Annotated in this window: 14 protein-coding genes and 1 tRNA gene; 2 read left to right on the top strand and 13 right to left on the bottom strand. The window is 35.7% G+C overall.

The window, feature by feature from the left end:
* Positions 1–12: 12 nt before the first annotated feature.
* From dnaE to P856_RS02595, 7 genes are all read right to left on the bottom strand, one after another.
* Entirely contained in the window at positions 13–3,531 is a 3,519-nt protein-coding gene (gene dnaE / locus P856_RS02625) for a DNA polymerase III subunit alpha (RefSeq protein ID WP_025300624.1), read from the bottom strand.
* Between the two features lie 650 nt (positions 3,532–4,181).
* Entirely contained in the window at positions 4,182–4,919 is a 738-nt protein-coding gene (locus P856_RS02620; protein WP_044214892.1) for an ABC transporter ATP-binding protein, read from the bottom strand.
* Positions 4,912–6,159, bottom strand: a complete 1,248-nt coding sequence (locus P856_RS02615) for a lipoprotein-releasing ABC transporter permease subunit (protein ID WP_025300622.1) — start codon at positions 6,157–6,159, stop codon at positions 4,912–4,914. Before P856_RS02615 ends, P856_RS02620 begins: the two co-directional genes overlap by 8 nt.
* A 69-nt stretch (positions 6,160–6,228) precedes the next feature.
* Positions 6,229–7,560 carry a proline--tRNA ligase gene (gene proS / locus P856_RS02610; RefSeq protein ID WP_025300621.1) on the bottom strand — a complete coding sequence of 444 codons (1,332 nt, stop codon included), beginning with the start codon at positions 7,558–7,560 and terminating at the stop codon, positions 6,229–6,231.
* A gap of 580 nt (positions 7,561–8,140) precedes the next feature.
* Entirely contained in the window at positions 8,141–9,277 is a 1,137-nt protein-coding gene (locus P856_RS02605) for a DNA polymerase III subunit delta' (protein WP_025300620.1), read from the bottom strand.
* Between the two features lie 338 nt (positions 9,278–9,615).
* Positions 9,616–10,728: a D-alanyl-D-alanine carboxypeptidase family protein gene (locus P856_RS02600; protein WP_227028656.1), complete on the bottom strand. Its 1,113-nt coding sequence runs from the start codon at positions 10,726–10,728 to the stop codon at positions 9,616–9,618.
* Positions 10,729–11,158: 430 nt separating this feature from the next.
* A complete protein-coding gene (locus P856_RS02595) occupies positions 11,159–11,683 on the bottom strand; it encodes a septal ring lytic transglycosylase RlpA family protein (protein WP_044214888.1) in 525 nt (174 codons plus the stop codon).
* A gap of 937 nt (positions 11,684–12,620) precedes the next feature.
* Here P856_RS02595 and P856_RS02590 point away from each other — a divergent pair.
* A tRNA-Ser gene (locus P856_RS02590) sits at positions 12,621–12,710 on the top strand.
* A 687-nt stretch (positions 12,711–13,397) separates the two neighbouring features.
* On the opposite strand, the gene P856_RS02585 is transcribed toward P856_RS02590, so the two are convergent.
* A complete protein-coding gene (locus tag P856_RS02585) occupies positions 13,398–14,747 on the bottom strand; it encodes a TldD/PmbA family protein (protein WP_025300617.1) in 1,350 nt (449 codons plus the stop codon).
* A gap of 2,359 nt (positions 14,748–17,106) precedes the next feature.
* Between P856_RS02585 and msrA the strand changes: the two genes are divergently transcribed.
* On the top strand, positions 17,107–17,577 hold the full coding sequence (gene msrA, locus P856_RS02580; RefSeq protein WP_025300616.1) for a peptide-methionine (S)-S-oxide reductase MsrA: 471 nt from the start codon (positions 17,107–17,109) through the stop codon (positions 17,575–17,577).
* A gap of 2,251 nt (positions 17,578–19,828) precedes the next feature.
* Here the strand turns inward: msrA and rsmA are convergent.
* From rsmA to lptG, 5 genes are all read right to left on the bottom strand, one after another.
* Positions 19,829–20,686 (bottom strand): 16S rRNA (adenine(1518)-N(6)/adenine(1519)-N(6))-dimethyltransferase RsmA, encoded by an 858-nt coding sequence (gene rsmA, locus P856_RS02575; protein ID WP_025300615.1) that lies wholly within the window; start codon positions 20,684–20,686, stop codon positions 19,829–19,831.
* Complete coding sequence (gene pdxA / locus P856_RS02570; protein ID WP_025300614.1) at positions 20,676–21,695, bottom strand: 4-hydroxythreonine-4-phosphate dehydrogenase PdxA; 1,020 nt, start codon at positions 21,693–21,695, stop codon at positions 20,676–20,678. The genes rsmA and pdxA overlap by 11 nt, the downstream gene beginning before the upstream one ends.
* On the bottom strand, positions 21,688–22,986 hold the full coding sequence (locus tag P856_RS02565) for a peptidylprolyl isomerase (RefSeq protein ID WP_081713431.1): 1,299 nt from the start codon (positions 22,984–22,986) through the stop codon (positions 21,688–21,690). The genes pdxA and P856_RS02565 overlap by 8 nt, the downstream gene beginning before the upstream one ends.
* A 94-nt stretch (positions 22,987–23,080) precedes the next feature.
* Entirely contained in the window at positions 23,081–25,231 is a 2,151-nt protein-coding gene (locus P856_RS02560) for an LPS-assembly protein LptD (protein ID WP_025300612.1), read from the bottom strand.
* On the bottom strand, positions 25,228–26,325 hold the full coding sequence (gene lptG / locus P856_RS02555) for an LPS export ABC transporter permease LptG (RefSeq protein ID WP_025300611.1): 1,098 nt from the start codon (positions 26,323–26,325) through the stop codon (positions 25,228–25,230). Before lptG ends, P856_RS02560 begins: the two co-directional genes overlap by 4 nt.
* Positions 26,326–26,328: the final 3 nt, after the last annotated feature.

The following is a 26,328-nucleotide window of genomic DNA, read 5'->3' as shown; positions in this document are numbered from 1 at the left end:
ATTGTGGAAACATTAGTGCTGAGGATCGACATAAATCGAGGAAAGATTCGTTATATATTTGATACCTGGCATATCTTTAATAGCTTCACGCAAACTACTGGAAGGTTGATAATTGTCTGGTAGTTTGATGCGGACGTTACCGCGACTAGTTTGGATAATAATATAAATACGGCCAAATCCGTTTACTTCTTTTTCTATCAACTGTTTAATTTGTTCTAGAGATGAACCATTGCTGAGAAAAATTTCTATCCCGGATGCTACCCGATCGATCGCCTGGTTTAGTAATTCTATTGATGAGGCTGATAATTGTAAGTTGTTGTCTTTAATTCTTGCGTTAGCACGAATCAGGAGTGGGTCTCCTGATTCTAATAAATCCTGTGATGTAGCAAATAGTTTTGAAAACATGGTTAACTCAAATACACCTTTACTATCAGTAAATTGTATAACTGCAAAATGTTTGCCAAACTTAGAAGTGCGGATTTGTTTACCAATGACTATTCCAACCATCATCAGTTCTGTTTTTCCGTTCTTAGATAGGGTTTCGGAATATGCTTCGCTAGAAGCGATAACCTTCATTTTAACTAAATTTTGTGCATAGGAGTCTAACGGATTGGCTGAGAGGTAAAATCCAAGTGCATCAAATTCCGCACGCAGGCGATCTATACTTGTCCAGTCTGGTCTCCTTTTAGGTAAGATTTGTTTTTGTAATGCCGAATCTTTTGCGAGATTAAAAAGACTTATTTGCTCAGAGTTTCGCTCACTTGCCGCTATGTTCAGGCGAAGCATAATTGTATTAATATTTTCAAATAATTCTGCACGATTGTTGTGTAATTCATCGAAAGTCCCGGCACGAATTAAATTTTCGATCAGACGCTTGTTTACTTGATTGGGGTTAATACGATCAACAAAATCTATTATACTTTTAAACGGCCCGGTTTTATCTCGTGAAGAGACTAGTAAGCTCATCGCTGAAATGCCAACATTTTTTATTGCAGTAAGAGCATAGCGAATACCGTAGTTATCATTTTCAAGCTTTTCGACTGAAAAATTCTGACCTGATTTATTAATGTCTGGAGGTAGTAGTTTGATATTAAGATTGTTTAATTCTTGACGCAATACATTTAGTTTATCTGTATTGTTCATTTCATAGGTCATTGATGCTGCTAGAAACTCAACTGGATAATTAGCTTTTAGATAAGATGTTTGGTAACTAATCATAGCATAGGCCACGGCGTGAGATTTGTTAAAGCCATATCCTGCAAAAGCAGCGATTTGATCAAAAATACAATTAGATTGATTTTTGCTTACTCCATTTGCAGCTGCTCCCCTAATAAATTTATCACGTTGGGCATCCATTTCCTTCTTAATTTTTTTACCCATAGCTCGGCGTAGCAGGTCTGCAGTACCGAGGGTATAGCCAGAGAGTAGCTGAGCAGCTTGCTGCACTTGCTCTTGGTAAATCATTATACCAAAAGTTTCCTTAAGAACTGGCTCCAAAATAGGATGCATGTAATCTACCTGTTCTTCGCCATGCTTACATGCGATGTATTTTTCTATGTTTGCCATCGGTCCAGGGCGATACAATGCAACTAGCGCAACGATATCTTCAAATCTATCAGGACGCATGCGTCGCAATACATCACGCATTCCTGAACTTTCTAACTGAAATACACCAATACTATCGCCCTTGGTTAGCATGGAATAAGTTTGCTCGTCGCTAAGAGAAATCTTAGATAGATCTATTTCTAGTCCTCGTTCTTTTAATAGGTCAACGGCTAACTTGAGTACGGTTAGAGTCTTCAAGCCTAAAAAATCAAATTTTACAAGTCCAGCCTGCTCTATCCATTTCATGTTAAATTGAGTGACTAACATATTTGAGCGCGGGTCACGATAGAGAGGTACTAGATTGTTTAATGACTTATTACCTATTACTATGCCAGCAGCATGCGTAGATGCATTGCGATATAGTCCTTCCAACTTTAGAGCAATCTTGATCAAGTTGGCGACATTTTTATCGGCTGCACTTTGCACTTGGAGCTCTTTTTCATTTTGAACTGCTTGTTTCAAGGTTACTGGATTATTAGGGTTGTTCGGCACCAATTTGCAAATCCTGTTTACCTGGCTGTAGGGAATTTCAAGTACACGACCGACGTCGCGCAGAGCGGCACGAGCTTGAAGTTTCCCAAAAGTGATAATTTGAGCGACACATTCTCGGCCATATTTTTTTTGCACGTAATGGATTACCTCATCACGGCGATCTTGGCAAAAGTCTATATCAAAGTCTGGCATTGATACGCGCTCTGGGTTAAGAAAGCGCTCAAATAGTAATCCCCAGCGTAGCGGATTTAAGTCGGTAATTAATAAAGAATAAGCAACAAGTGAACTTGCGCCTGATCCGCGTCCTGGACCAACCGGAATCTTTTTTGTCTTAGCCCATTTTATGAAGTCCGATACGATAAGAAAATATCCCGAGAATCCCATCTGTTCGATAATCGCTAACTCCATATCGAGTCGTTTGCGGTAGGGAATTGCAGTTTTTTCTCGAGTAGTAGCATTCATCTCCTTATTATAAACATAAAAGTTTAAACGGTTTTCTAGACCTTCATTAGCTTTTATTCGCAATTCTTCGGCTTCAGTTCTACCATCTTGCGTCTCAAAGCTTGGTAGTATGGGTGCAGTCTTTTCCGGCATTACCGCGCAACGTCTTGCGATTACTAGAGTGTTGTTAATTGCTTCTGGCAAATCTGCAAACAGTCTATGCATCTCTTCAGCGGTTTTGAATCGATGATGTGGAGTAACTCGCCAGCGGTTTAAATTGCTAATTGTTGTGCCTTGTGCTATACAAAGAAGCACGTCTTGTGGTTCATGCATATCTAGATCTGCAAAGAATACATCGTTGGTAGCTACCAGAGGTAGATTGTGAGCATATGCTAAATTAATCAGAGAATTTTCTATTTGGAGTTCTTCTTCAAGAAAGTGGCGCTGTAGTTCGATATAAAGTCTATTGGGGAAAAGTTCCTCTAAACGTCTGAGCATAGTATTCGCTTCGATTTTACCGCCTTTAGTCAATAGTAAACGACCCAAACTACCTTTCAGACCCCCAGTTAGTGCAATCAGACCATCGGTACGTCCCTCCATGTTATCTAGGGAAATTAGAGGAGCTTCATTTTCTGTAGTATCGAGAAAAGCTTGACTTACAAGATTAATCAAATTCATGTAGCCCGTTTCGTTTTGAGCAATCAGCGGTAGTTGATCCGGCAGCTTACTATTGCTAACTCCATACGTGCCCGGTAATTTCGTATCGATTGTCGGGCTAATGTTAAGCTGTACTCCTACTATGGGCTGTACGCCTTCGTTGGAAGCTGTAACAGCAAATTCCAACGCTCCAAACATGTTGCTGCTATCAGTTATGGCGACAGCTGGCATCGCATTTTGCTTGGCGAGCCTTACAATCTCATTGACATGAATTGCTCCTTCAGCCATAGAATACGCTGAATGCACACGAAGATGAATAAATTGAGCATAAGACATAATAACCGCATATATTAATATTCAATTACTAATATAGTGTATCTAATTAAGTTTGCTTGAACCATAAAATAAATTCTAATATTTAGTAACACTTTAATATTCTGATTATTCTAGTGTTTTTTAGATAAAAAGCCACATAAACGAAATTTTCTATTTTGCCTATGCTAATTATTTAGTTAATTCATAAACAAATAATTTGGTTAATGTAACATGAAGTATTTTGAATTACCTTAATTATTATTAAAAAACATTATTTTTATCTTTAGGATAAAATCAATAACTAAAACCTAGTTAATCTGAATTATAAAATTTTAAATCTTGATTTTATATTTAATGTAATTTCTAATTATCATTAGATTAGGATTGTTCTAATTTGAGAAGAAAGATTATACTAAAAAACCGAACTGCTGGTAATGGAGATAAGGTATTACTGAACTAGTTAAAAATATGGTATAAGATAAATGAAGTGATGAACTTTTAGACAGCCATTTGTGCTTGTGCATCTGCAAACAGATAAAATTGAGCTTACCTATTCCACGCAATTATTTGCTAAATATTAAGCATTTAGTACGCTATCATTCTGGGTGTTAGTGTAATTTTTATTTGATTTTATTGATCGAGAATCAGCTAGGACTTGAATAGTCAAGCTGTCATGTGGATGGTTTTTGTTCAACTAATAATCCGTCACGACACTCGATTATACGGTCCATTTGTATTGCTAGATCCATGTTATGGGTTGCTATCAAGGCTGATAAACCAGTACTCTTTACTATCTGGAGGAGTTGGTTAAATACTTGATATGCTGTTTGTTGATCGAGGTTACCAGTTGGCTCATCGGCAATCAATACTCTTGGTAAATTAGCTATGCTGCGCACGATCGCTACTCTTTGCTGTTCTCCTCCGGAAAGCCTAGCAGGCCGATGATTTGCTCGAGAACTTAAGCCTACCATATCCAGTAATTTGTCTGCTTGCTTTCGTGCTTTATGCTTGGAATACCCAGCAATCATTTGTGGGATCATGACATTTTCGCGAGCAGAAAATGCTGGCAACAAATGGTGAAATTGGTAGACAAAACCAATAGTGTTTTTGCGAATACTAGTGAGTTCTCCATCACTCAGTCCGGAGCAGTTGCGTCCGTTTACAATAACCCTGCCACTGGTTGGTTGTTCCAAAAGTCCAGCAATGTGTAGCAAGGTTGATTTACCAGCGCCAGATGGACCTACCAAGCCGATAATTTGTCCTTTATTAAGAGTTAGATTAACGCATCTTAAAACTAGCAGTTGCTGGTTTCCTACGCTAAACATACGAGTTATTTCGTTCAGAACAATAGCTTCTTTATCTGAAATTACAGATGCTTTTGGTTGTGAGACTCTTATCGTTTTATTCATAGCGTAAAGCTTCAACTGGATCAGTACGAGCAGCACGCCAAGCAGGGTATATTGTTGCCATGAAACTAAGCGCTAGTGTCATTATAAGGATCATGATTACTTCAATTGAGTTTATCTTAGCTGGTACATTGGCTAAAAAATATATCTCTGATGGAAATATTGAGGTAACAAAGATGTTTTCTATCCATTTCTGAATTGTATTTATTTTTGCAATAAATAATAATCCAAGCACTGTACCCATAGCTGTACCGATAAAGCCTATACTAGCTCCTGTCATAAAGAATACCCTGGTGATGATACCGCGTGAGGCACCCATGGTTCGCAGTACAGCAATTTCCTTGAGATTGTCCTTTACCAGCATAGTCATTGAGCTGATTATATTAAATGCTGCAACTAAAATTATTAGCATTAAGATCAAAAACATCACATTGCGTTCAACTTGCAATGCATTAAATAAACTGTTATTTTTTTGCTGCCAGTCATAAAAATATACTGTTGATGGCAGTTCTTTAATTATCTTACATCTTATATTATCCAACAAGTTTGGATCTTCTGTAAAGATTTCTAGTGCATTAACTGAATTTTCTTGTTGGAAAAACTTTTGAGCTGCCTTTATAGGCATATAAACGAAATTATTATCGTATTCGTACATGCCCATCTCGAACAAGGCAATTACCTCATAGGTTTTTATTCTTGGCATATTACCTATTGCTGTGACAGCGAAACTAGGTGAGATCATTGTGATATAGTCGCCGACTTGCAATCCCATACGATGAGCTAAGCGGGAACCCAGTACTACTTTATTCATACCGTTAAAATTCTTGAGGGAACCATCTTTAATATTATTTGCGATAAGTTTTTTGGACTTTAAATCTTTTATTCGTACACCTCTTACCATACTACCCGAAGCAATTTTATTAGCAGCAAGCATTGCTTGACCTTCAACTAATGGGGTAACGCTAAATACACCGGGCACTAAAGCAATTTTCATCATTAGCTTATCGTAATTTTTAATTACCCCATCTCTTGCATAGATGCTAGCATGGCCGTTAAGTCCAATGATTCTACTGATTAGCTCGTCTCGGAAGCCGTTCATTACGCTCATAACAATGATTAAGGTTGCTACTCCAAGACTAATACCTAGTATAGAAAACCCAACTACAAGCGAAATAAAACCTTCCTGGCGACGAGCCGTCAAATAGCGCATTGCTAGCATTCGTTCAAAATCACCGAAAATCATTACTTAGCTTTTTGTGATAAGTTTCATTATCTATGCTATATGCGATCGATATCGTAGTATATGGGATCTTTAGGTTAGTGCTTGGTTAGCTGGGGCGAACCGAGTAAGCACTTCCTCGACCGATATTTCCTCGCGTTTGCCCGTCCTACGGTTTTTAATTTCTACGATTTTATTTACAGCATGACGTGGACTGACGACAATTTGCCAAGGTAGGCCTATTAGATCCATGATAGCTAGCTTAACACCAGGCCTATAATAACTGTCATCCATCAAAATATCGACACCGGCTGAACAAAGCTTAGTGTAAATATCTTCTGAAGCGGTACGACAAGTCATATCATCAACACTTAAATTGATCAATCCAAGATGGAACGGTGCTATTTTTTCTGGCCAGACAATACCGTTTTTATCGTTGTAAGCTTCAACGATAGCACCGACCAAACGGGAAATTCCGATACCGTATGAACCCATGTGCACAACTTTTTTTCTGCCATTTGGACAGGTAACCCTTGCACCCATTGGCTCAGAATATTTATTGCCTAAATAAAAAATGTGACCAACTTCAATGCAGGGAAGATTTATTAGATTTCCTAGCTCAATCGGACAATTAACGGGATCATGCCTTGCTTTGGTTGCTGAGTAACGCTTGAGATAGGAGTCAACTACAGGCTGAAGATTTTCATTATAATCAAATTTATCGATATTTACGTCTGCATTAAGCCAATCTTTTTGACAGAATACTTCACTTTCCCCTTTATCGGCTAATATAACGAACTCGTGGTTCATTTTACCACCAATTAGACCGCTATCAGCATTAACGGGGAGTGCTTTCAAGCCTAACCGATTAAACGTCCGTAAATATGCCATAAACTGGCGATTATAGTTGATTTTAGCAGTCTCTCTGTCAATATCGAAAGAATAGGCGTCCTTCATAAGGAACTCACGACCACGCATTACACCAAAGCGTGGTCTTACTTCGTCACGAAATTTCCACTGAATATGGTATAGTCGGCTGGGTAACTTTTTATAGCTATGGATATGTTTTTTAAAAATATCAGTAATTTGCCACTCGTTAGTAGGTCCGTAAAGCATGTTGTGTTTATGCCTATCAGTAATACGAAGCATCTCTGGGCCGTAATCGTTGTAACAATTATTTTTATACCACAATTCGGCTGGCTGTATGGTAGGCATTAGCATTTCGTTCCAGCCTGCTGCGTTTTGCTCTTCGCGTATGATTTGCTCAATGCGTTTGAGGACCTTAAATCCAAGCGGAAGCCAAGAATAAATACCAGTACTAGATTGTTGTATCATCCCTGCTCGCAGCATTAAACGATGCGATATGGTATCCGCTTCACGTGGTGAATTTTTTAGAGTAGGTAGAAAATAGCTAGATAGGCGCATTCATTTCCTCGGTAATAGAATTACTAGATTCTGTTATGCATCATACTATTGTCAATTTTGCTAAACTTATACTTATAATTGTTTTCAAGTAACAATAATTATTATTTCAAAATTTTTGAGTAACAAAAACGATAGAAAACTTTTAATGCAAAATAAGTCTATAGCTATTTTACTCAGTAAAATATTTGTAATCTAAGAAGCATTAATTAATTTTGACAAACTTCCTTGCATGTAAGTTTATTAATAAATAATAAAGTATAGTTTATTACACTTATTTATCAACAGGCTAATTGTTCAGTTCTGTTTATCATAATACTATTTTTTTTTGAATAATTAGTGTTGTAGCTGGCATTCAAAAACTGACCAGTAATTTATTGTGGATTCTTAAATAGCTTTCTAATTTTTATCGATCCGTACACTCTAGAGATTAATTTTATGATCTAGTATTCGAATATTATTATTAATTGCTATAATTTGTTTTATTTTAACTTTTTTGATAAATTTTTTGCAACAGTTTCGTTGTAAGATTTTATTTTTGGCGTTTATATTTAAAAATAAAGCAAATCGTAATCGAAGCCTTCTATATTTTAGCACTCGGGGGAAAAGTGGAATACTTATTTTTTCCTCCGAGTGCTAAAATATAGAAGGCTTCGATTACGATTTGCTTGCGATCAAGTATTAATGCATTTTCTAATTTGATCAGTCGTTGTATAGCATCGCGGCGATGAAACGCAGACTCTAGACCGATGGAGGAGATATACATTCGCCCAGTTTCTAAATCTCCAGGAATGATTTCTTGAATGTTGGGGGCTTGATTAACCGCCAGAATAGCACGTTCTATCCAGCGCAATAACATGTAAATACCAATATAAAAAATGTCTTGATTAGTATTTTTTGATTTTTTTTCGCACCAATTCATTGCTAATGCGTGCACATCTTCTCCACTTACTTTAGGCATTTTAGCGACAACATTGATAATGTTACGGTATATTGTTGCTCCACCGGCTTCTACGAATGCTAAAGCTTTTCCTGAACTGCCTTCTGCCGAGCGTAAGATCATATTCATGTCATTGTTTGATAGATATGGATGAACCTTGGTTATTAGTCTGCTAATAAACTTGTCATTTATCGGCCTCAGCATTAATTTTCGACAGCGTGATTTAATCGTTGCTAACATAGCATTTGGTGCAGTGGAAATTATTATTACTAGCGTTTTTTCAGGAGGTTCTTCAAGCAATTTAAGAATTGCATTTTCAGCATTAATGTTCATCTTTTCAGCTTGATCAATGATTATTACACGCCAACCTCCAGAGGAGGATTTAAGGTGCAATGAACTTTTAAAAGAACGAACGCTATCTATACAAATCATCGAATTTGTTTTTCCTTGTGCGTTTGATTTACAGCGTAAAATTTTAAGATCTGGATGGGATTCAGAGGAAACTTGAAGAGCAACTTGGCAATTAGGATCTATCGCAAGACTGCGAGGTAGATCACGACTGAATGGTTGGTGTGCCTTATCTTCTTCCTGGGAGAGAATAAATTTCGCTAAACGAAAAGCCAAAGTCTCCTTACCGATACCAGGTGGTCCAGAAAATAGCCAAGCATGAGGCATCCTTCCTGAATTATAAGCTTCGAGAAGCTCGCGTTCCTCTTTTTCATGCCCTAGCAGTTCGGTTGATGCAGAAGGACGAGGCAAACTTTGATTTTTATCCTTCATTAAACATTTCTAGTACAAAATATATAATATTAAGTAATATTTCCCAGATTATGCACACAATACCAACTAATAATTTCTAGATATTCTAGCTATATATGAAGTATAGCCTAATATTAGTTATAAATACATTTTTCTATGAAGCATTTTCTATCTATAAACCTTAGAGCACAGTTAACATCTTAAGTTATATTATAAACCAGGTTTTTAGTTTCGCTTCTAGTATAATGCAATATACAAGCTAGTAACCTAGTATTGATATTTTATCACTAATTATACAAATTTAGTTACATACAGGATAGCGCTTCATTTAATACAAAATTATAATTAATACTGTATATTTATAATTGCGCTATATAGCTATCCCAGATTAAATATTGTATAGCTCGAGCGATGCGATTTAATCCTTCCAATTTTCCAATATTATTCTTAGCTACAAGCGGAACGATCTGATCTTCTCTGTTGGGAGCAGAGATACGTAATCTGGCTAATACCTGACCCTTCAAAATCGGTGCGAGAATCGGCCCATCATATTCCACGCTAAGTTGCATTTTTTTACGATCTGTACAAGGCATAGTGATAATCAGTTCTCTTTCTGTCACTAATGATACCGTATTTTGTTCACCAAGCCAAACGTCAGCTTGTTCGATAGTTTGACCTGGATTAAACAGTTTATAGTTATTAAATTCACGAAATCCCCATTCCAGTAATCTTTCGCCTTCTCTGGAGCGTCGGTTAGCGCTTTCTAGACCGTTAATAACTAATATTAACCTACGTTCGTTGCGTTTTGCACTAGCAGTTAGCCCATAACCCGCGATCTCAGTATATCCAGTCTTAAGCCCATCAGCTCCTATATTTTTGTATAGTAAAGGATTACGATTCTTTTGCCTGATGCCATTATAACTAAAGGTTTTTTCCGCATAAATCTTGTAGTATTCAGGAAATTTTCGGATTGTCTCGATAGCTAAAGCCGCAAGTCCACGTGCAGTAACTAGGTGTTTTGGATCTGGCCAACCCGTAGCATTACAGAAGGTAGCTTGTCCCATCCCGATAACAGAAGCTTTTTCGTTCATTAGTTCCGCAAAAGCATTTTCTGTCCCAGCGATTGCTTCGGCAAGTGCGATTGCGGCGTCGTTTCCTGATTGTACTATGATACCACGCAGAATATCATGAACAGTTACTCTTGAACCAATTTCTACAAACATCTTAGAGCCACCCTTTTTCCAGGCTTTCTCGGAAATCGGAATCTCATCTTGCATGTGCAGCCTTCCATCTGCCAATCGTTCAAAAGCCAGTAATACAGTCATTATCTTAGTGATAGATGCTGGTTGCATTAGGGTGTCTGCATTTTTTTGTAGTAACACGTAACCAGTATCGTAATCTAACAGTATTGCTTCACGCGCACTAGTTGATGTTTTAGTTGCATTGGCTAATGATGGCGCCAAAATAATCATGAAAAGTATGAAATAAATCATGCGGATAATAGTGCTTATTATCATTTGCAGCTATCCGTTAGTACAAGTGGGTTAGGAGTAATTCGTTCATAAGCATTTTTGGTTCGGACATTACTACAAAAAATACTACGGCGTACTTAGACCTGAGTATCAGATCTTTGTAAATCTTATATGCTAGAGAATACTACGATTAATTAGTGAACGCTTATTAGGTATTGTTTATATTATCTGATTGATGTGATTGACATACGAATACAGTAAATTGCTAGAGGTTCCAATATCTACTTTAGTTCAAGATTTTTCTGATAACAAGATTTATCTTATAGTTAAGGTTATATTTGTTATCAGCAAACTAAATACTACACTGTAATTTAGTATTTAGTTTTATACATAGAAGTAATTTATTTTTTCGTACAGTGTTATAGTACTTTCAATATTTGCTAAATTTTACCACTTCGAGACGAACCGGAGCAGTACCTTTATTTACAAAGCCTAAAAGCTGAGCGCTACGGCGAGATAAGTCGATGATTCGACCACGTATAAACGGCCCACGGTCGTTTATACGTACGATTATTGAACGTCTGTTTCTCAAATTTGTTACACGTATTAGAGTCGGCATTGGCAGGGTACGGTGTGCAGCAGTTAATTTGTTGTCATCAAAAACTTCTCCATTAGCAGTTTTTCTGCCGTTGAAGCCTGGTCCATACCAAGAAGCAATGCCGACTTCTGAGTAATTTAATTCTTTCTTCGGATAATACCAAACGCCTTTCACTTTGTAAGAAGTGCCAAGCTTATATTTTCTTCTATGATCATAGTAGGCATGACCGTAATTGGTGTTGAGTGTATGTTCCAGTATATCTTTTTGTGAACAGTTGCTCAGAATTAGCGCTACAATAAAAATTAACGTTAGCGTCCATGGACGAATACAAAAAACCTTGTGAAGGTATTCATACATATTCTTGACATTACTAATATAATAACCCAAAGCTTGGGATGCTTTGACAGAAGAATCAATGCACTGATTGATCTGTATTTAGTAAAGCTTAATATTACTAATTATTATTATGATACGATAAGTGTTTCAGTATTAAATTAATGAGTTTCAATATCTACAATTAAATGATTCTTTGTTTTTACTAGACTATGTAATTTACGTATAATCTGTTTTCGGCAATGCTAATTTCTTGTAATATCTGTCAATAGTGTGAAATTGTAAATTCAGATATTTTTGTTCGGAGGTTTATGAGGATTTTATTGATCAAAACTCAATCATTGATTAATTCTTATAATTACTTGTTAAGTTTTGTTACATTGATATTTTTAGCCTTACTAGATAAAGCTTAGTAAAATTTGATTTGTTATTAACTGTTTTTAAATAAAGAAGCGACTTGTAATCAGTTGTCAACTTAATGAAATTGCGTAGCTTTTACGCGTATATGTTAATTAGTTAAAATATTAAAAATTAATTATTTTTGGTGTCTACTATTTAAATAAAGGTAGGTTTTTCTTTTTTTTGTATCAGCTGACCATAAGCTATAAATGGGCAATTTACTATTTCCTTAATATAGATTTTATTTAGTCCTAAAAAGCTAATATTGTATAACTTTTGTAATATACTTTAACTGTATTAAAAATGATTAGAATATTAAAGTCTACATGAATTTAATTTGAATTAAGCTATCGCCAATAATTTATTGAATCATTAGTATTCTTTTTTTTAAGGTATTTTGATAAGCAATGAGAAATAGCATATAAATGCTGAAAAAGCTTTTGCTTACTGATAGTATTTCTTGGCTTATTCCAAGCTTACAATTGCATTTACTATAACTTCAAAGTAGAATTGTTGTTGCATGATAAATTATCTATGAAATGTTCACATACTTTCTTTACAAGGACGGGTGGCCGAGCGGTTGAAGGCAGCGGTTTTGAAAGCCGCCATGGGTGCAATTCCCTCGTGGGTTCGAATCCCACTCCGTCCGCCATCTATTTTAACAAAAGGAATAATTGCACAGTCTTGATTAGTTTGTTACAGGTTGCTTTTGCAATTTGTGATATATAAAACTAACTAGCTATTGATACATTCATTAATAAAAAGCTATTTACTTTTAACCAACTAATGTATAGTTTTAGGAAGGAGATTGATTAATAACTGTAATACTGTATTATAAAAGTACTATTTGTTTGATTAATTCAATAACATGCTTTTCAATATGTATCGATTGATGTTGTTGAAGTTTGGCTAAAAACGAACTAGAAATAGTTTCTCAGATTCTGAGTGCGATTTATTTTTACAATAAAGTTCATTTATAACTTATTTATTATACGTAACTTTTAGTATTTTTGATAAGTGCAAATTATGCATCTAAAAGTGATCTTTACCACTTTCTAATATATATTTTACTGATTAATTCTTATCAGGTGGTAACTCTAATTAATCAGAGTATAAGCAATTGTTTAGAATAAGAACTTAATACTAAGATGCAGTGTACTTAATCTTATTACACAAAGTTTTAAAAATGCTGACTTGATATCAGAAAACAGAAGGTAATGGCCGTTTGATTAATCAACAAGTCTGGTTTACCAGTTAGTGCATTTTTTAACTGATGACTAAAAGCAGATTGAGCAATAATCAAAGAAAATGTCATGCTAATTTTATAGTATAAAATTGATTATCTACCCTTACCAGCAACCACTAAACCATCAATAAGAATTGTTGGGCAATCTGTTCCATATTGGAATGTTAAATCGTTAGCTGGGACTATTGAGGTAAACATTTTTTCTAAGTGGCCACCTATAGTTATTTCTGATACTGGGTAAGTAATTTCCCCATTATCGATCCAATATCCTATAGCTGCCTGGCTATAATCGCCTGTAATTAAATTAACGCTTGTTCCCATTAGGTCAGTAACAAATAATCCTTGCCTTACTTCGTTGATTAACTGCTTGGGTGATACCTTACCAGGAGTCATGTAGAAATTGCTAACGTTTGGCTCTATATTACCGTTGCTACTGCGCACCGCGTTAGCTGTACTATTGAGTCCAAGCTGTCGAGCAGTAGTTAGATCTAGGATCCAGCTGGTTAGTCTGCCTTTATCAATCATTGCACGTGAGCTTGTAGCTAGCCCTTCTGCATCAAACGGCTTAGAGCGGAAACCTCGAGGTCGATGTGGTTCATCCATAATACGAATTTCTTCAGAGAATAGTTGTTTATTCATAGAATTTTTTAGAAAACTTGTACCCCGAGCGATGGCTAAACCGCTAATCGCTGATGCAAGATAGTTAAGCATCGAGCAGGATACACGCGGTTCCATAACAACTGGTACTAGACAAGTTTTTACTGGGCGCGGGTTTAATCGACGTACAGCGCGCTCCCCAGCTCTACGGCCAACATCAGCTGGTTTATCTAAATCTTCGTCAAAAACCTTAGTACTATAATCGTAGTCACGCTCCATTTTTTGGTCAGTACCAGCAGCTATAACAGCTACTCCCAATGAGTAGCTAGATTGTTTGTAAGCTCCAGCAAAACCGTTGGTCGCAGCCATAGTTATTTCAGAAACTGTAAACTGTGCCTGGGCCCCTTCAGAATTTGTAATTCCGTGCACGGCACGAGCCGCTTCTTCAGTAGATTTAGCGCGTTCTATCAAGTTATCAACGCTCAGCTCAGTTTTATCAAACATTTCAATGTAAGGCCATTTATTAGCTATTTGCGCAGAATCAGCTAGACCAGCATATGAATTTTTTGGTGCTACTTTTGCCATAGCTATGGCTCGCTCAATCATGTTATTTAGAACACTTTTTTTAAAGTCAGTTGTAGAAACTGCTGCCTCTTGACAGCCAATAAACACTCGTAAAGCAAGCTTGCAATCTTCTGATCTTTCTATGGCTTCCGTATTGCCGAGACGTTGCGATACTGATTGAGATATTCCTTGGAGCAAAATAGCGTCAGCTGCGTCAGCTCCGAATTTTTTTGCTCGAGTTAAAATATCTGCAAGCAAATCATGCGACAAAAAATCATTCATGGAGTTTCCTAATCCGTGGCTAACATTCGATTATCTAAGCAATCACAAATTTAAATTCCAAAGCTGTTAATAGCCATTCCAAGTACAATTATTGCATCTTACTGCAGCACATATCACGTACAGTAGATATATTTGCTGCGATATTCTATATCGCAGCAAATATATCTTAGACAGCATAATGTACTTTTTAAGTACTAAATTTAGTTTGTATTTTTAATGCTATCCCTAGCCTAGATCGTATAGTGTTTGTGTCTAATTTCACCTAAAAAAAAACATTTCAAGATTTTCTATTATTGTGTAAGCAGTGCGATAAATCTTAGCATAAATCGATTATTTTAATCGCTTTTTAATATTTGCTCTACAGTTCAAAACTGACCTAGTGTACAATAAAATTTAAAGTCATTATGTACAAAAATCCAGTAAAACCACAATTTTTAGGCTAAATAATTTGATTTGACGTCGGAAAATACCTAGCTTAATGATCTTGAAAATTGATATTGTAAGATAATTTTACTCCATAAACAAATTAAATGCAACAACTCTAAAATTCACGATTGTTCTTAACGACAAGCAGGTTAAATGCTATAATCTGCAGGTTAAATGTTATAATCTATAGTAAAATAACACCTCGTTTGTATTAACGTATATGTACTCTAAGGTCTAAGTGCGTAAACATGCTATTTAGCAATAGTGTTATGGGTTTATTTCAATAGTGTTATGATTTATTTTTTAAACTTGTAATAGCCAGCAAGAGCTATCAATCCAAAATTGATTTTTAGTTCACTACCGATATAACAAAAATTCTAATAATAGATCACTGGCAGCTTTTGCTTACTCAACATTAATCTTTTCTCTTCTATTGGAAAGACGCTAATAATATTTTAAGCAGTGTAATTTATGCGTTATCAAAAGCTAAGTCTTAAGTTATTGTAAATTTAAAATTTGAACAGACTTAATACAATTACTAGAGCAATAACATATTATTTAATTGTTTTAAGATCAAATAATCACAAAACTTTGATTACATGCTGTTTTTTGATAATTGATCGCGTATATAAATTGGTTACTTAGTAAAATTACTAGAAATATTCAGTCTATGTATCAATGATATATATTACTATATTCTTAATTCTTAAAAAAGAATTTTAGATAGCTCCTTAATGTTAGATAGCTCCTTAATGTTAGATAGCTCCTTAATGTTGAAACGGTTTTGTTTTAGGTTACGTCTAGCCATCTGTTAATGAGAGACATAAATAAGTGGAATTCTGTAACCCAATTCATAATTATAGGAAATCAACCAATACTAGCAATATAGTTGACTTTAAAAAGATTATAATTAGGATATTACTTGAATAGAGTAGTAAATAATCTTTCTGCTTTGTTTAATATGCATTAAGGTTACTTTATTTTGCGTATATTGACCTTTAGTGATTTCTAAACATGCTTTTATCAAATAAAGTTGAATCATTTTATTAGCTAATGAAGGGCAATATAAAATATCAAAAACAAGACACGTAAGTCATGTGCAGCATGAGTTGACGTTGTGGTTAACTAATTTCAGAGAAAATTTATTACAATAATATTTGTGAATAGGGGCAAGAAGAGAAAAATCTTTAACTCCTTGATCATATAGTTATTACGTTTGCTTCTAACGTTCTAGAACTATGTTGTCAATATTATCATATGCAAGGACAATGAGCAGTATTAGTTGTTTAGTATTTTATCAACTAGTTATTTCTAAAATGAAGCGGTTTTGGTATTGATAAGGTACTTTCTCGAGAAATTAGTTAAAAATTTTTGGGAGGTTACGCTAAGTTTTAGCGTAAGGATTAGCATTATTGATATTATTGTATACCAATACATTTGTTAAATATGGCATTTAAGGATATACAATTTTGCTTTTAAAAGTTGTTGCATTAATTAAAGAAAAATGAAATTTAATTATTTTTTGTTTTTCTCTGTCTGATTGCTGAAATGTTAGCCTAGGTTGGTTTTTTTTGCTTTTGCCTAACGTTATTACGATAGTAAAAAGCGATACTAAAGCAGGTAGTCCAAGATAAATAAAACTTTATTCACAGAATCTTTACTTTAAAAGTGAAACTTAGAGCAATATTGTAGTCGAGATTAATAAATTCTCTTAGGCGCTGTTCTAACTTTGAAGTTTATTGCTGCTTAGCGAAAAGGTTTATAATTTTGCCAAATTAGATTGAAGATAAGGCGAGTCAAAAACGCTTTTAAGCTATAATAGCTCAAACTATTTAATTGCCAGGAAGACTAAGATTACACAATACCTGAGCATATACTACCCAGCAGGATTGCTTATAGATTGTTGTCATTTGTAAACTTAAGAGGAATTGATATGCCCAAAGCGATCTTTGGAGCAGGCTGCTTTTGGAAATTAGAAGAGCATTTTCGCTGTATTTTCGGTGTGGTTGACGTATCCGTGGGTTATTCTGGTGGAACTAAGGATAATCCGACTTATGAAGAAGTTTGCACTGGCAAGACTGGGCATGCAGAAGTAGCCAATATTAGCTACGACACTAGCAAGGTGCAGTATAAAGAGTTGCTAAGAATATTTTTTAATTTTCATGACCCAACTTTGATTAATCGTCAAGGCTTAGATGTTGGCAATCAGTATCGCTCAGTTATATTCTTTGATAATACAGAGCAACAACGCTCTGCTTATGCAGCTAGGGCGGCTTTACTCGCGAATGGTGTTAGAGTAACTACCGAGATTGTCAAATTTGATATTTTTTGGCGCGCTGAAGAATATCATCAACAGTTTCTATCCAAGCATTATAAGAATTTGTTCAGAAATTTATCGAGATAGTATGCAATTTGCAGATGATGGGATCGATTGTAAGAGAATTATTACTTGTTTGATGTTATAAGCAAATGGTACAATGTAAATTCATTGTGATAATAGCTTATTAAATCGTAATATGATAAGTCGACTGATATCAGTAATTTGCTGTTTTATTAACTGGGTTGATCTTGTCACATTTTTGTGACTCATTGTTACATTAATAAATTAAGATAATTGTCCTATTTTACGAGAAAATGGCAAGCAATTCTTTAACTTTAGCTAGTAATAGTTTAATTCTACTAATTCAATACGCTCAACCATTACTAACCGTCATTGCGCGAGATCAGAGGGTGTAGAATTTTGGTAGTGCGCTATTTTACTGATTTAGTACTTCAATAGTTGCACAATAGAGAAAATATCTTCCATTTTATGAGATGATTATTTGTTTTGTCAGCCTTCTTGAGGATATATTTTTTTCTATCAAATATTCTTTGCACAATGCATTGCCAGATTAAGCAATGCAATTCATGCATTAATTTGGAACTCTTAGCTCTAAAATAATATTATGAAGTGATAAAGTATCGTATTAATCTATAACTTGAAATTATTTTTTTATTTTTCTAGTTTGTTGGAAGTCTAGTAGGGTCTGATAAATTATTTTTACTGGACTCGATATCTATAAGCAGAATAAACAGTTTATTGTTACATTGGGTAGAAATTTGTACAGCAAGTTTACATTAAGTTTATGCCATATATTTGTGAATAACTTGTAAAAATTTACTGATAGATAGTATTTGGAACTTTAACGTTAACTTTAAAGCAATGCTTTCTTGAAGCTGAAACTAAATTAATGTTATTGTATTTTTATTGGCATTTATGTATTAATTTTTCATATAATGCTAAAGAATTTTTGTACACAAATAAGTCTGATAATTAATTCAATAAGAGTTATTGTACATTATAGTAAAATACGAAATATACCAGTAGATTGACATGAATAAGCAAAACATACTACGTTTTGCTCTAAATATTCCCAAATAACACATACTTTATAACATTAAGCTAGTAATAAAGATTATTTTTTTGCCTGAAAGGCTGCCTAATAACAGTTTATAAGTGTCGCGATAATTTTAATATGAGGACAGCTCTCGGCAGTAATCAATTATACGTTAGATCGTTTAGTAAAATTAGCATTGACACTAAATTAATTACCATAATTAATTGTAGTTCCGGGTAATGCTATTTGGTGTAGATTATTAGATGATAATAAAAATTTATTCTTATTGTTTGTGTTTTATATTTGGTTTTGACACAAAATAGATTATATTATTATGCTTCGTCAATTATTATGTTTCTTCAAGAAAGTGTTTGATCTACCAATCTTTATGCAAAATCTTCAGATTTATTAGATCACAAGTTAACAAAGTTAAGTTTGAGTAGTAGAAAATAACAATCAATATACCAAATACTGTCTTAAGTATTTGGTATATTGATTGTTATTTTGAGATAATGCATACTAAGTTATTCGTGATAAAGATCTTCGAGAAACAATGAAATATTTTGACATTGGCTAAGGTAAATTGGTAAATATTAAGAGTAAATGTTACATATAAAATCAATAATTTATAATTAAGTTGAGATAATATTATCTTAATATAGAATATTAGGAGGTAATTAAGAATTATTTTAACTTTTTTCTAATATTGATATAAGTACACAAAAAATATTGATATAAGTACACAAAATCATATAGTTAGAACAGCTAGTTGAATCTTAGGGCATTTTTAACACTAAATTATTAAAGATTCTAATTAGTTTTATTTTAAGTAAAAATGTTAGCAATTATAGCTTGTATTTGCAAGCTTGGAGGCTGCCTGATTCAATTGGATGCATTTTACTGGTAATTATATTTTCCACAGCAGTTGAAAGTAAAAGCATTGGACAATGTTTTGTAGTTTTTATTTTTAACTAAAATACATTGGTCGTATGCCGATGTTAAAATATGTTAAAAAAATAAATGTGATGTACACCCTTTTTGACTATCTATGAGTGAGATTTTTTAACAATACGTTTGAAATTTTTTTAGTTACAGTTATGGCATTGTGCTAATCAAAGTAACATTATTATAAACTTTCAATGTATTGTGCTAATACAACAACATACGATCTAATACTTACTCAATATAGCTCTATTATTATATTGTAGATATGTTTTCTCTTATTAATATAAAAGTTATTCCGAAACATGAAGATAGCATATAATCTTGCTTTTTTTATTAGATATGCCTTAGCTTAGAATAAGCATTAGCTAGTCTGCAAAAATCTTGCACCGTTAAGCTTTCTGGACGTAGTGTATAATCTAGATTTGCTTCTTTGATTAGAGTTACACCGCCTAACTTTTTTAAGCTTTTTCTTAACATTTTTCTGCGTTGAGAGAAGGCTGCTTGAGTGATTTTTTCCAAAATCGTGCGCTTGGCTGCTGCAAGCGGTCTAGCACGCGGTACCAGGCGTACAACGCTAGAATAAATTTTTGGCTGCGGAACAAATGCGCTTGGCGGTACGTTCATCAATTTTTGAGTAGTGCATAGCCAAGAGACTAATACGCTAAGTCGACCATAAATTTTACTGCCAGGAGTAGCTATTAGTCGATCTGCCACCTCACTTTGGAACATTAGGGTAAGCGACTCGAAGTCCTGTGGGTTACGTAGCAAAATAAGTAGAATTGATGTAGCAATGTTGTAAGGTAAATTGGCAACGACGCGTCTAGGAACTCGACTAATGGCGGTAAAATTAATTTTCAATGCGTCTTCTTTAATTAGAGTTAGTCTACCTGAAGCTGCTGTAATTAACGATTTGAGAAAATTCTCAGCTCTAGAGTCAATCTCGATTGCCACCACTTCTCTAGCACCCTCTAACAAAAGTCCACGAGTTAATCCACCAGGCCCTGGACCAATTTCTATCGTTGTACCAGTTGACATGTCGCCTGCTAATCGTGCAATTCGACGAGTTAGGTTAATATCAAACAAAAAATGTTGACCAAGCGACTTGCGAGCAGAAATTTTAGCAGCAGCTAGTATTTCGCGCACTGGAGATAGCACTGCTACTTCATCCGCAATATTACTACTATCTTCCATCACTGGATTTTACACGTCGGTGCGCTATGGACCAGGCCATATCAGTAGCAGCTCTTAGACTATCTATTCGCGCTGTACCGGTACCAGCTAATCTTAGCGCAGTGCCGTGATTCGGAGAAGTACGAATGAATGGAAGACCTATAGTTACATTGACTCCCTTCCAAAAATTAATAGTTTTTATTGGCACCAAAACCTGATCATGGTACATGCCGAGTACAACATCATAATTTCTCCTTGCCTCTTCATAAAATAGTGTATCTGCTGGAAGTGGGCCACAAGCATCAATCCCCTTAGCGGTTAATTTTGCAACAGCGGTGGCGATCACTTCATTATCTTCTCTTCCTAACATTCCGTTTTCTCCTGCATGCGGATTAAGACCTGTCAATGCCAAACGTGGGAAAATGATTCCAAAATCAGTACGCAAAGCGTTATAAGTAATCATTGCGGTAGTAAATATTTTTTCTACTGTGAGTTGACGCGAAACTTCTGCTAACGGAATATGAATTGTTACTGGTACTACTTTTAGATCAGGCGCTGCGATTAACATTACAGGAGTAAGATTAATATCGGATAGTGTAGCCAGATATTCGGTATGGCCAGGCTGCTTAAATCCTGCTTGGTATAAAGTTTCCTTTTGTATTGGATTGGTTACAACAGCCGAAGCCATCCCTGTGCGTATTAAAGTTACTGCTCTATTAATTGCTTCCAGCGTTGCTAGCGTATTTGCTACATTCGGTATGCCAGGAGTAGTATAAGCTGGAAAATCATGTCGCAATACCGGTAAGGCCTTTGAGAATGCATTGCTAGCATGAGAAGGATCTTCCATAATTTCAAAAGGTATAGATAATCCAAGTAAATGTGCACGTTCTGCTACGCGTTGCGGATCATCAATAAGAAAAAATGCTGGCGTTTCTTGGTTGCGAGCTGCCCATAGACCAAGTACAAGGTCAATGCCAATACCCGCTGGTTCTCCAGGGGTGAGTGCGATAGGTGGTAGAGTATTAGACACGAGTTTCAATAAATGAAGCCTGGCGTAATTCACGCAAATAGCCTTGAGCAAGAACCCTAAGACGCTGATTTTCGAGATTGCGACGAATCTGAGTTAAATCTTCTAGAGGAGGATTCTGATCATTGCGCTCGCAGAGCATAGCTGCCAAAACGCCGTTTGGCAAATCAATTGGAGCTGTTTTCTCTCCAACCTGCAGATTTTCCACCTTTGATCGCAAAATTTTTGGCAATTCAGCAATACTTAACTTTTCTAGCTTTAGTGCTATAGAAGAACCAGCTTCTTTAGCTAGTACTGCCAAATGTTCGCAATTCTTAGCTTTGTCTATTACATTCTTAATCTTGGAATTATACATCTTGCGCTCTTTGACATCATCAGGATCTATCATTGATAGGAATATTTGACCTAGACTAATATTGATTAGTCTAGGATCATGCCTGGCTATTACTCTTGTATTGTTTACTCGAAGAATGTGATAGCCAAATACAGTGCGTATTGGCTCTGTGATTTCCCCTACGGATAGTTCTTGTATCGCTTTAGAAAGTTCTTGCGTAAACTCTTCAGGTAAGACCCAGCCTATATCGCCACCGATACTAGCATTTGAAGCTTGAGAGAATTGCTGCGCAAGTAACTTAAATGATGCACCATAACGGAGTAACTTTACTAGCTGATTAGCAAGCTCGAGTACTTCATTTTCTTTAGCTCGATCATCGACGGTTAGTAGTATCTCAGAAACTAATTTTTGTTCATGTCCACTCTGATCAGCCAAACGTGAGCTTATCTCATTTACCTCATCAGTGCTAACTTCGACCTGATTTGCAAAATGGCGGTTTACCAACTTAATCCAAAGTAGATTGCTGCGAAGCTGATGTTCCACAGTGCTAGGATTTATTCCAAGATGAAGAATAAAGTTATGAAACTGGCCTGCCCGTAAACCATTACTTTTCTCGATGTCACTAAGCGCACGATCCATTTCACTATCTTGGATATTTATATTCATTTTTTTTGCTTCTTGGATCTGAATTTGCTCGTCAATAAGTTTATTCAGTATTCTAGGTGCAATTTTCAGAGCAGTTTCATAGCTTCGCGGAAGCTTTGAGGTTATAATCACCATATCAATTCGATTACGTAGGTCCCAAAAAGAAATAACTTCGTCGTTTACTACTGCAGCAATTCGCTGCATATACTCTAAGTCGTCTGCTAGCGAAGCCGTTATCTCTATACCAAAAGTACTTATACAAACAGTAAGTGATAATATCAGGAAGTTATGATACCTAAGAATTGAACCAAGCATATTTACGTTAATGTAACTGTTGTCAATAATATTTTAGTCATGATCGTATTAACCACAACAAAACTTCTTAATGAATATTTCAATTTGCTGTAGCTTAAGATTCGCCTAAATGGGTTAAGGTAAGACGAAACATGACTCGATCGTTAGCTTTGATATCTTCGTCGCTTATGTTCGAGCGTTGAAAGTTGACACCGAATAATAAGCATTCATTTGTATAGGTAAGAGCTAATTTACCGCGAAGCAAAAGATCATGAGCATGCGACAAGTCATTGCTTAAGTTAGCATCTACGCTCCAATGATCACTAACTGTTAATCGGCCGTATAACTCAATTTGTTCACGAGATACCGGTGATTGATTATCGGAGTATCTACTAATACTGACATAATTACCGCCGAGATGAAATCTTGCTTGAGATAAATAAAAACCAACTTCGTTACGGTTAAAGATTGCTTCTTCAGGATCCAATCGGAAACGATACGTCAATTTTAATGGCCCGCTTGTCGGACGCAGCGATAGTACCCCAACCAAGTCTGATAAATCTTCTTCTAGACCGGAAGCACAGTCAAATGAGCACCTACCATAAAATCGATAACTTTGTCCTATTAAAATCTCGCTCGAACTACCATCGTCACCGTATATGCCAGCACGCAAAGCATAATTCAAGTAGCTACCAGTAGTTACTTTATCCGTATCATCATAGCGATTTAAGCGAAATAGTTTAGTTTCATCAAATTCAAATTGCTGACTTCCTTCATTTGGGATCTTCTTCGAATTGCCTTCCAAGGGGGCGAGAACCAAGCTAGCAATTGGCTCAATGACTGTAGTTGATCTATCACTACGCTTTATAAGCGGATACTGCCATTTTAGTCCGAGTTGCGGAAAAATGCGACCGACGATATATTCATCGTCATTTAAACATTCACTAGCCTTAGTTACGTAATAAGCGTCAGTTTGTAAGTTGGCGTTCAGAGTATAGATTGCTCCAGCATTCGATATAGACTGCAATTCCCACCTAGTGATTGCAGAAACACGGTGAGTATTCTTCCCAGACTTTTTGTTTATGGATAGCAGATTGGCATCTATACTAGTATGACCTCCGTACTTGTCTTGATGTCCGATATAGCTATATCGGATGAGCGGGGTTATCATTGTATCGTCCGGATGAATACTAGATTCTAAGTTATGGAATTGGTAGGCTTCTAAAGAGGTGTAGTTGCGTTGATGAAATCTTTCGGCGTATAATTTGCTGATCAGCAATCTTGAATCGCTGATGTTGTAGTGAGACAAATAGCTGCTTTGACTTGCTTGTTCAAAATCAAAACCGCCAAGCCATGACTCGTTTATTTTAATTTTTCCTGTCCAGTCAGCATGCCACTCGAGTGCATAATCTTTCGAAGCAGTGCCTTTGTAACTCTGCTTTACATAAGCTATAGAGTTGTCTAATTCTATTTCTCCATTCGAGAACTGCTTGCGATAATTGACCAAAAGTATTGGGCCTCCCACTGAATGTATTCTCGGCTCTATTAGTAAGTCGCTAGCATCATCTATTACGTAGTAATATGGTTGACCGTAGATAATTCCTAACTCATCGGATAAACCAATAGTTGGCGCAAGCATACCAGAACTACGCTTGACACTTGGATCAGGATGTCGAAGATATGGTGTAAAAGCGATCGGGAAGCCGTATAATTCAATTGTAGCAAAATTGTAAGTTATATCTTTGTTGATCTCATCATGAATTACTTTCACTGCTTTAATTTGCCATAGTGGTGTTTTACTTTCATCTTTATCGCATATACTACAGGGGGAAAATATTGCTTTTTCTAACTCTGTACGATGAGCAGATGTGCGTCTAGCTCGTACTGCTGCGAGGCGAGAGCCGTCAGCTAACAAGCTACGAAAATTATTAATTGTACCGGTTTTTAGCTGGTTGTTTAATTCCATATATTCGCTGAATATTATGTCGCCCGATGATTGCATAATAGAGACATTGCCAATAGCAATAATAGTATCAGCTTTTCGATTATAGCTTATTAGATCAGCGCGTAGGATATGAGAATTTTGACTGAGCTCCACATTACCACGTGCGGTTAATATGCCAAAAGATTCATCATAAACTATCTCATCCGCAATTAAGAGAGCTGATTTTTTTTCAGCGTTGACTTCTTGCGCTTTAGATTGCTTGAGAGTGTTATTAGCAGATAAAGCTATCAGGATAACAGCAAACAATTTTGTAAATTTCATCCATCCTCAAGATGTAAATTCCCAGCAATCCCGACTAACATTGTAGTAATTGCGGGAGTCCACGCTGCTAAGTATGCTGGAATTTTTGTTGCCATTCCTAGCGCGAAAATGATATCTGATAAGAAATAGATTAGAAAACCAGAGCATAGTCCACCAGCAGCCCAAGTCAATATATTATTGTTTCTAGTTAATCTTAGAGAGAATATTGCTGCAATCATAATCATGTCGATCATTAATAGAGGAGAAGCTAACTTTGCGTGCCAATAAAGGCGATATTTAATTGCTAAAAAACCAGTATTTTCAAGCAATTTAATGAATCGCTGCAATTCCCATAGTGACATTGTTTTGGGAGTCAAGTATAAATGCTGAAAATTGTCCATGGTAAGATTAGTCGGAAAGGAAATCTCATCGATTGGCCTTGGTCTGCTTTGGTCAACAGTTATAACTACATCTTTCAGCACCCACTTGCCTTCGAATAATGTTGCTTTGTTAGCATCTATTCGTTTCTGGAAATGGTTTTCACAATCAAAAATTAGTATTACTACGTCAAATAGACCATTATTCTTATAATGCATATTTCGTGCATGAATTACTATGTGATGCTTTTCGTTCTGTTCACGCATCCAGAACTCTCTAGATTGCATCGATAGGAATTCATCCGATCGGTTACGTAGAATATAATCTTCTAACTGCTGGAATCGTTTGAGCATAACAGAGGATATTGAGTTTAAGACGGTAATGTTAATAATTCCCATAGCTAATGCAATAAAAATAGGGGGCATCATAAACTGCCAAACGGAGAATCCAACAGATCGAGCAACTACTAGTTCGTTGCTGCGAGTTAGTTGAGAAAATGCAAGCATAGAGCCAAATAGTATTGCAAAAGGCATAATTTGACATGCCATGCTTGGCAATTTTAGCAGTGCCATGTATAATAAAACCAAGAAATATGCACCCTCCTTGTCTGTTCCTCGACGTAAGAGCTCAATAAAGTCGAGTAAGAAGACTGTTGCTGTGAGTGCTGCGAAGGTTCCAAACAACCAGATGGCTAATTGACGTCCAATATAAAAAGATAGTATCCAAGAAAATCTCATTTT

The organism is Candidatus Endolissoclinum faulkneri L5 (assembly GCF_000510265.1).
Classification (GTDB): domain Bacteria; phylum Pseudomonadota; class Alphaproteobacteria; order Thalassobaculales; family Thalassobaculaceae; genus Thalassobaculum; species Thalassobaculum faulkneri_A.
This window is presented reverse-complemented; position numbering and strand designations above follow the sequence as displayed.

Excerpts from the sequence above, each read along its gene's own strand:
- dnaE (WP_025300624.1), bottom strand. The coding sequence starts at position 3,531 with ATGTCTTATGCTCAATTTATTCATCTTCGTGTGCATTCAGCGTATTCT.
- P856_RS02620 (WP_044214892.1), bottom strand. The coding sequence starts at position 4,919 with ATGAATAAAACGATAAGAGTCTCACAACCAAAAGCATCTGTAATTTCA.
- P856_RS02615 (WP_025300622.1), bottom strand. The coding sequence starts at position 6,159 with ATGATTTTCGGTGATTTTGAACGAATGCTAGCAATGCGCTATTTGACG.
- proS (WP_025300621.1), bottom strand. The coding sequence starts at position 7,560 with ATGCGCCTATCTAGCTATTTTCTACCTACTCTAAAAAATTCACCACGT.
- P856_RS02605 (WP_025300620.1), bottom strand. The coding sequence starts at position 9,277 with ATGAAGGATAAAAATCAAAGTTTGCCTCGTCCTTCTGCATCAACCGAA.
- P856_RS02600 (WP_227028656.1), bottom strand. The coding sequence starts at position 10,728 with ATGATTATTTTGGCGCCATCATTAGCCAATGCAACTAAAACATCAACT.
- P856_RS02595 (WP_044214888.1), bottom strand. The coding sequence starts at position 11,683 with ATGTATGAATACCTTCACAAGGTTTTTTGTATTCGTCCATGGACGCTA.
- P856_RS02585 (WP_025300617.1), bottom strand. The coding sequence starts at position 14,747 with ATGAATGATTTTTTGTCGCATGATTTGCTTGCAGATATTTTAACTCGA.
- msrA (WP_025300616.1), top strand. The coding sequence starts at position 17,107 with ATGCCCAAAGCGATCTTTGGAGCAGGCTGCTTTTGGAAATTAGAAGAG.
- rsmA (WP_025300615.1), bottom strand. The coding sequence starts at position 20,686 with ATGGAAGATAGTAGTAATATTGCGGATGAAGTAGCAGTGCTATCTCCA.
- P856_RS02565 (WP_081713431.1), bottom strand. The coding sequence starts at position 22,986 with ATGCTTGGTTCAATTCTTAGGTATCATAACTTCCTGATATTATCACTT.
- P856_RS02560 (WP_025300612.1), bottom strand. The coding sequence starts at position 25,231 with ATGAAATTTACAAAATTGTTTGCTGTTATCCTGATAGCTTTATCTGCT.
- lptG (WP_025300611.1), bottom strand. The coding sequence starts at position 26,325 with ATGAGATTTTCTTGGATACTATCTTTTTATATTGGACGTCAATTAGCC.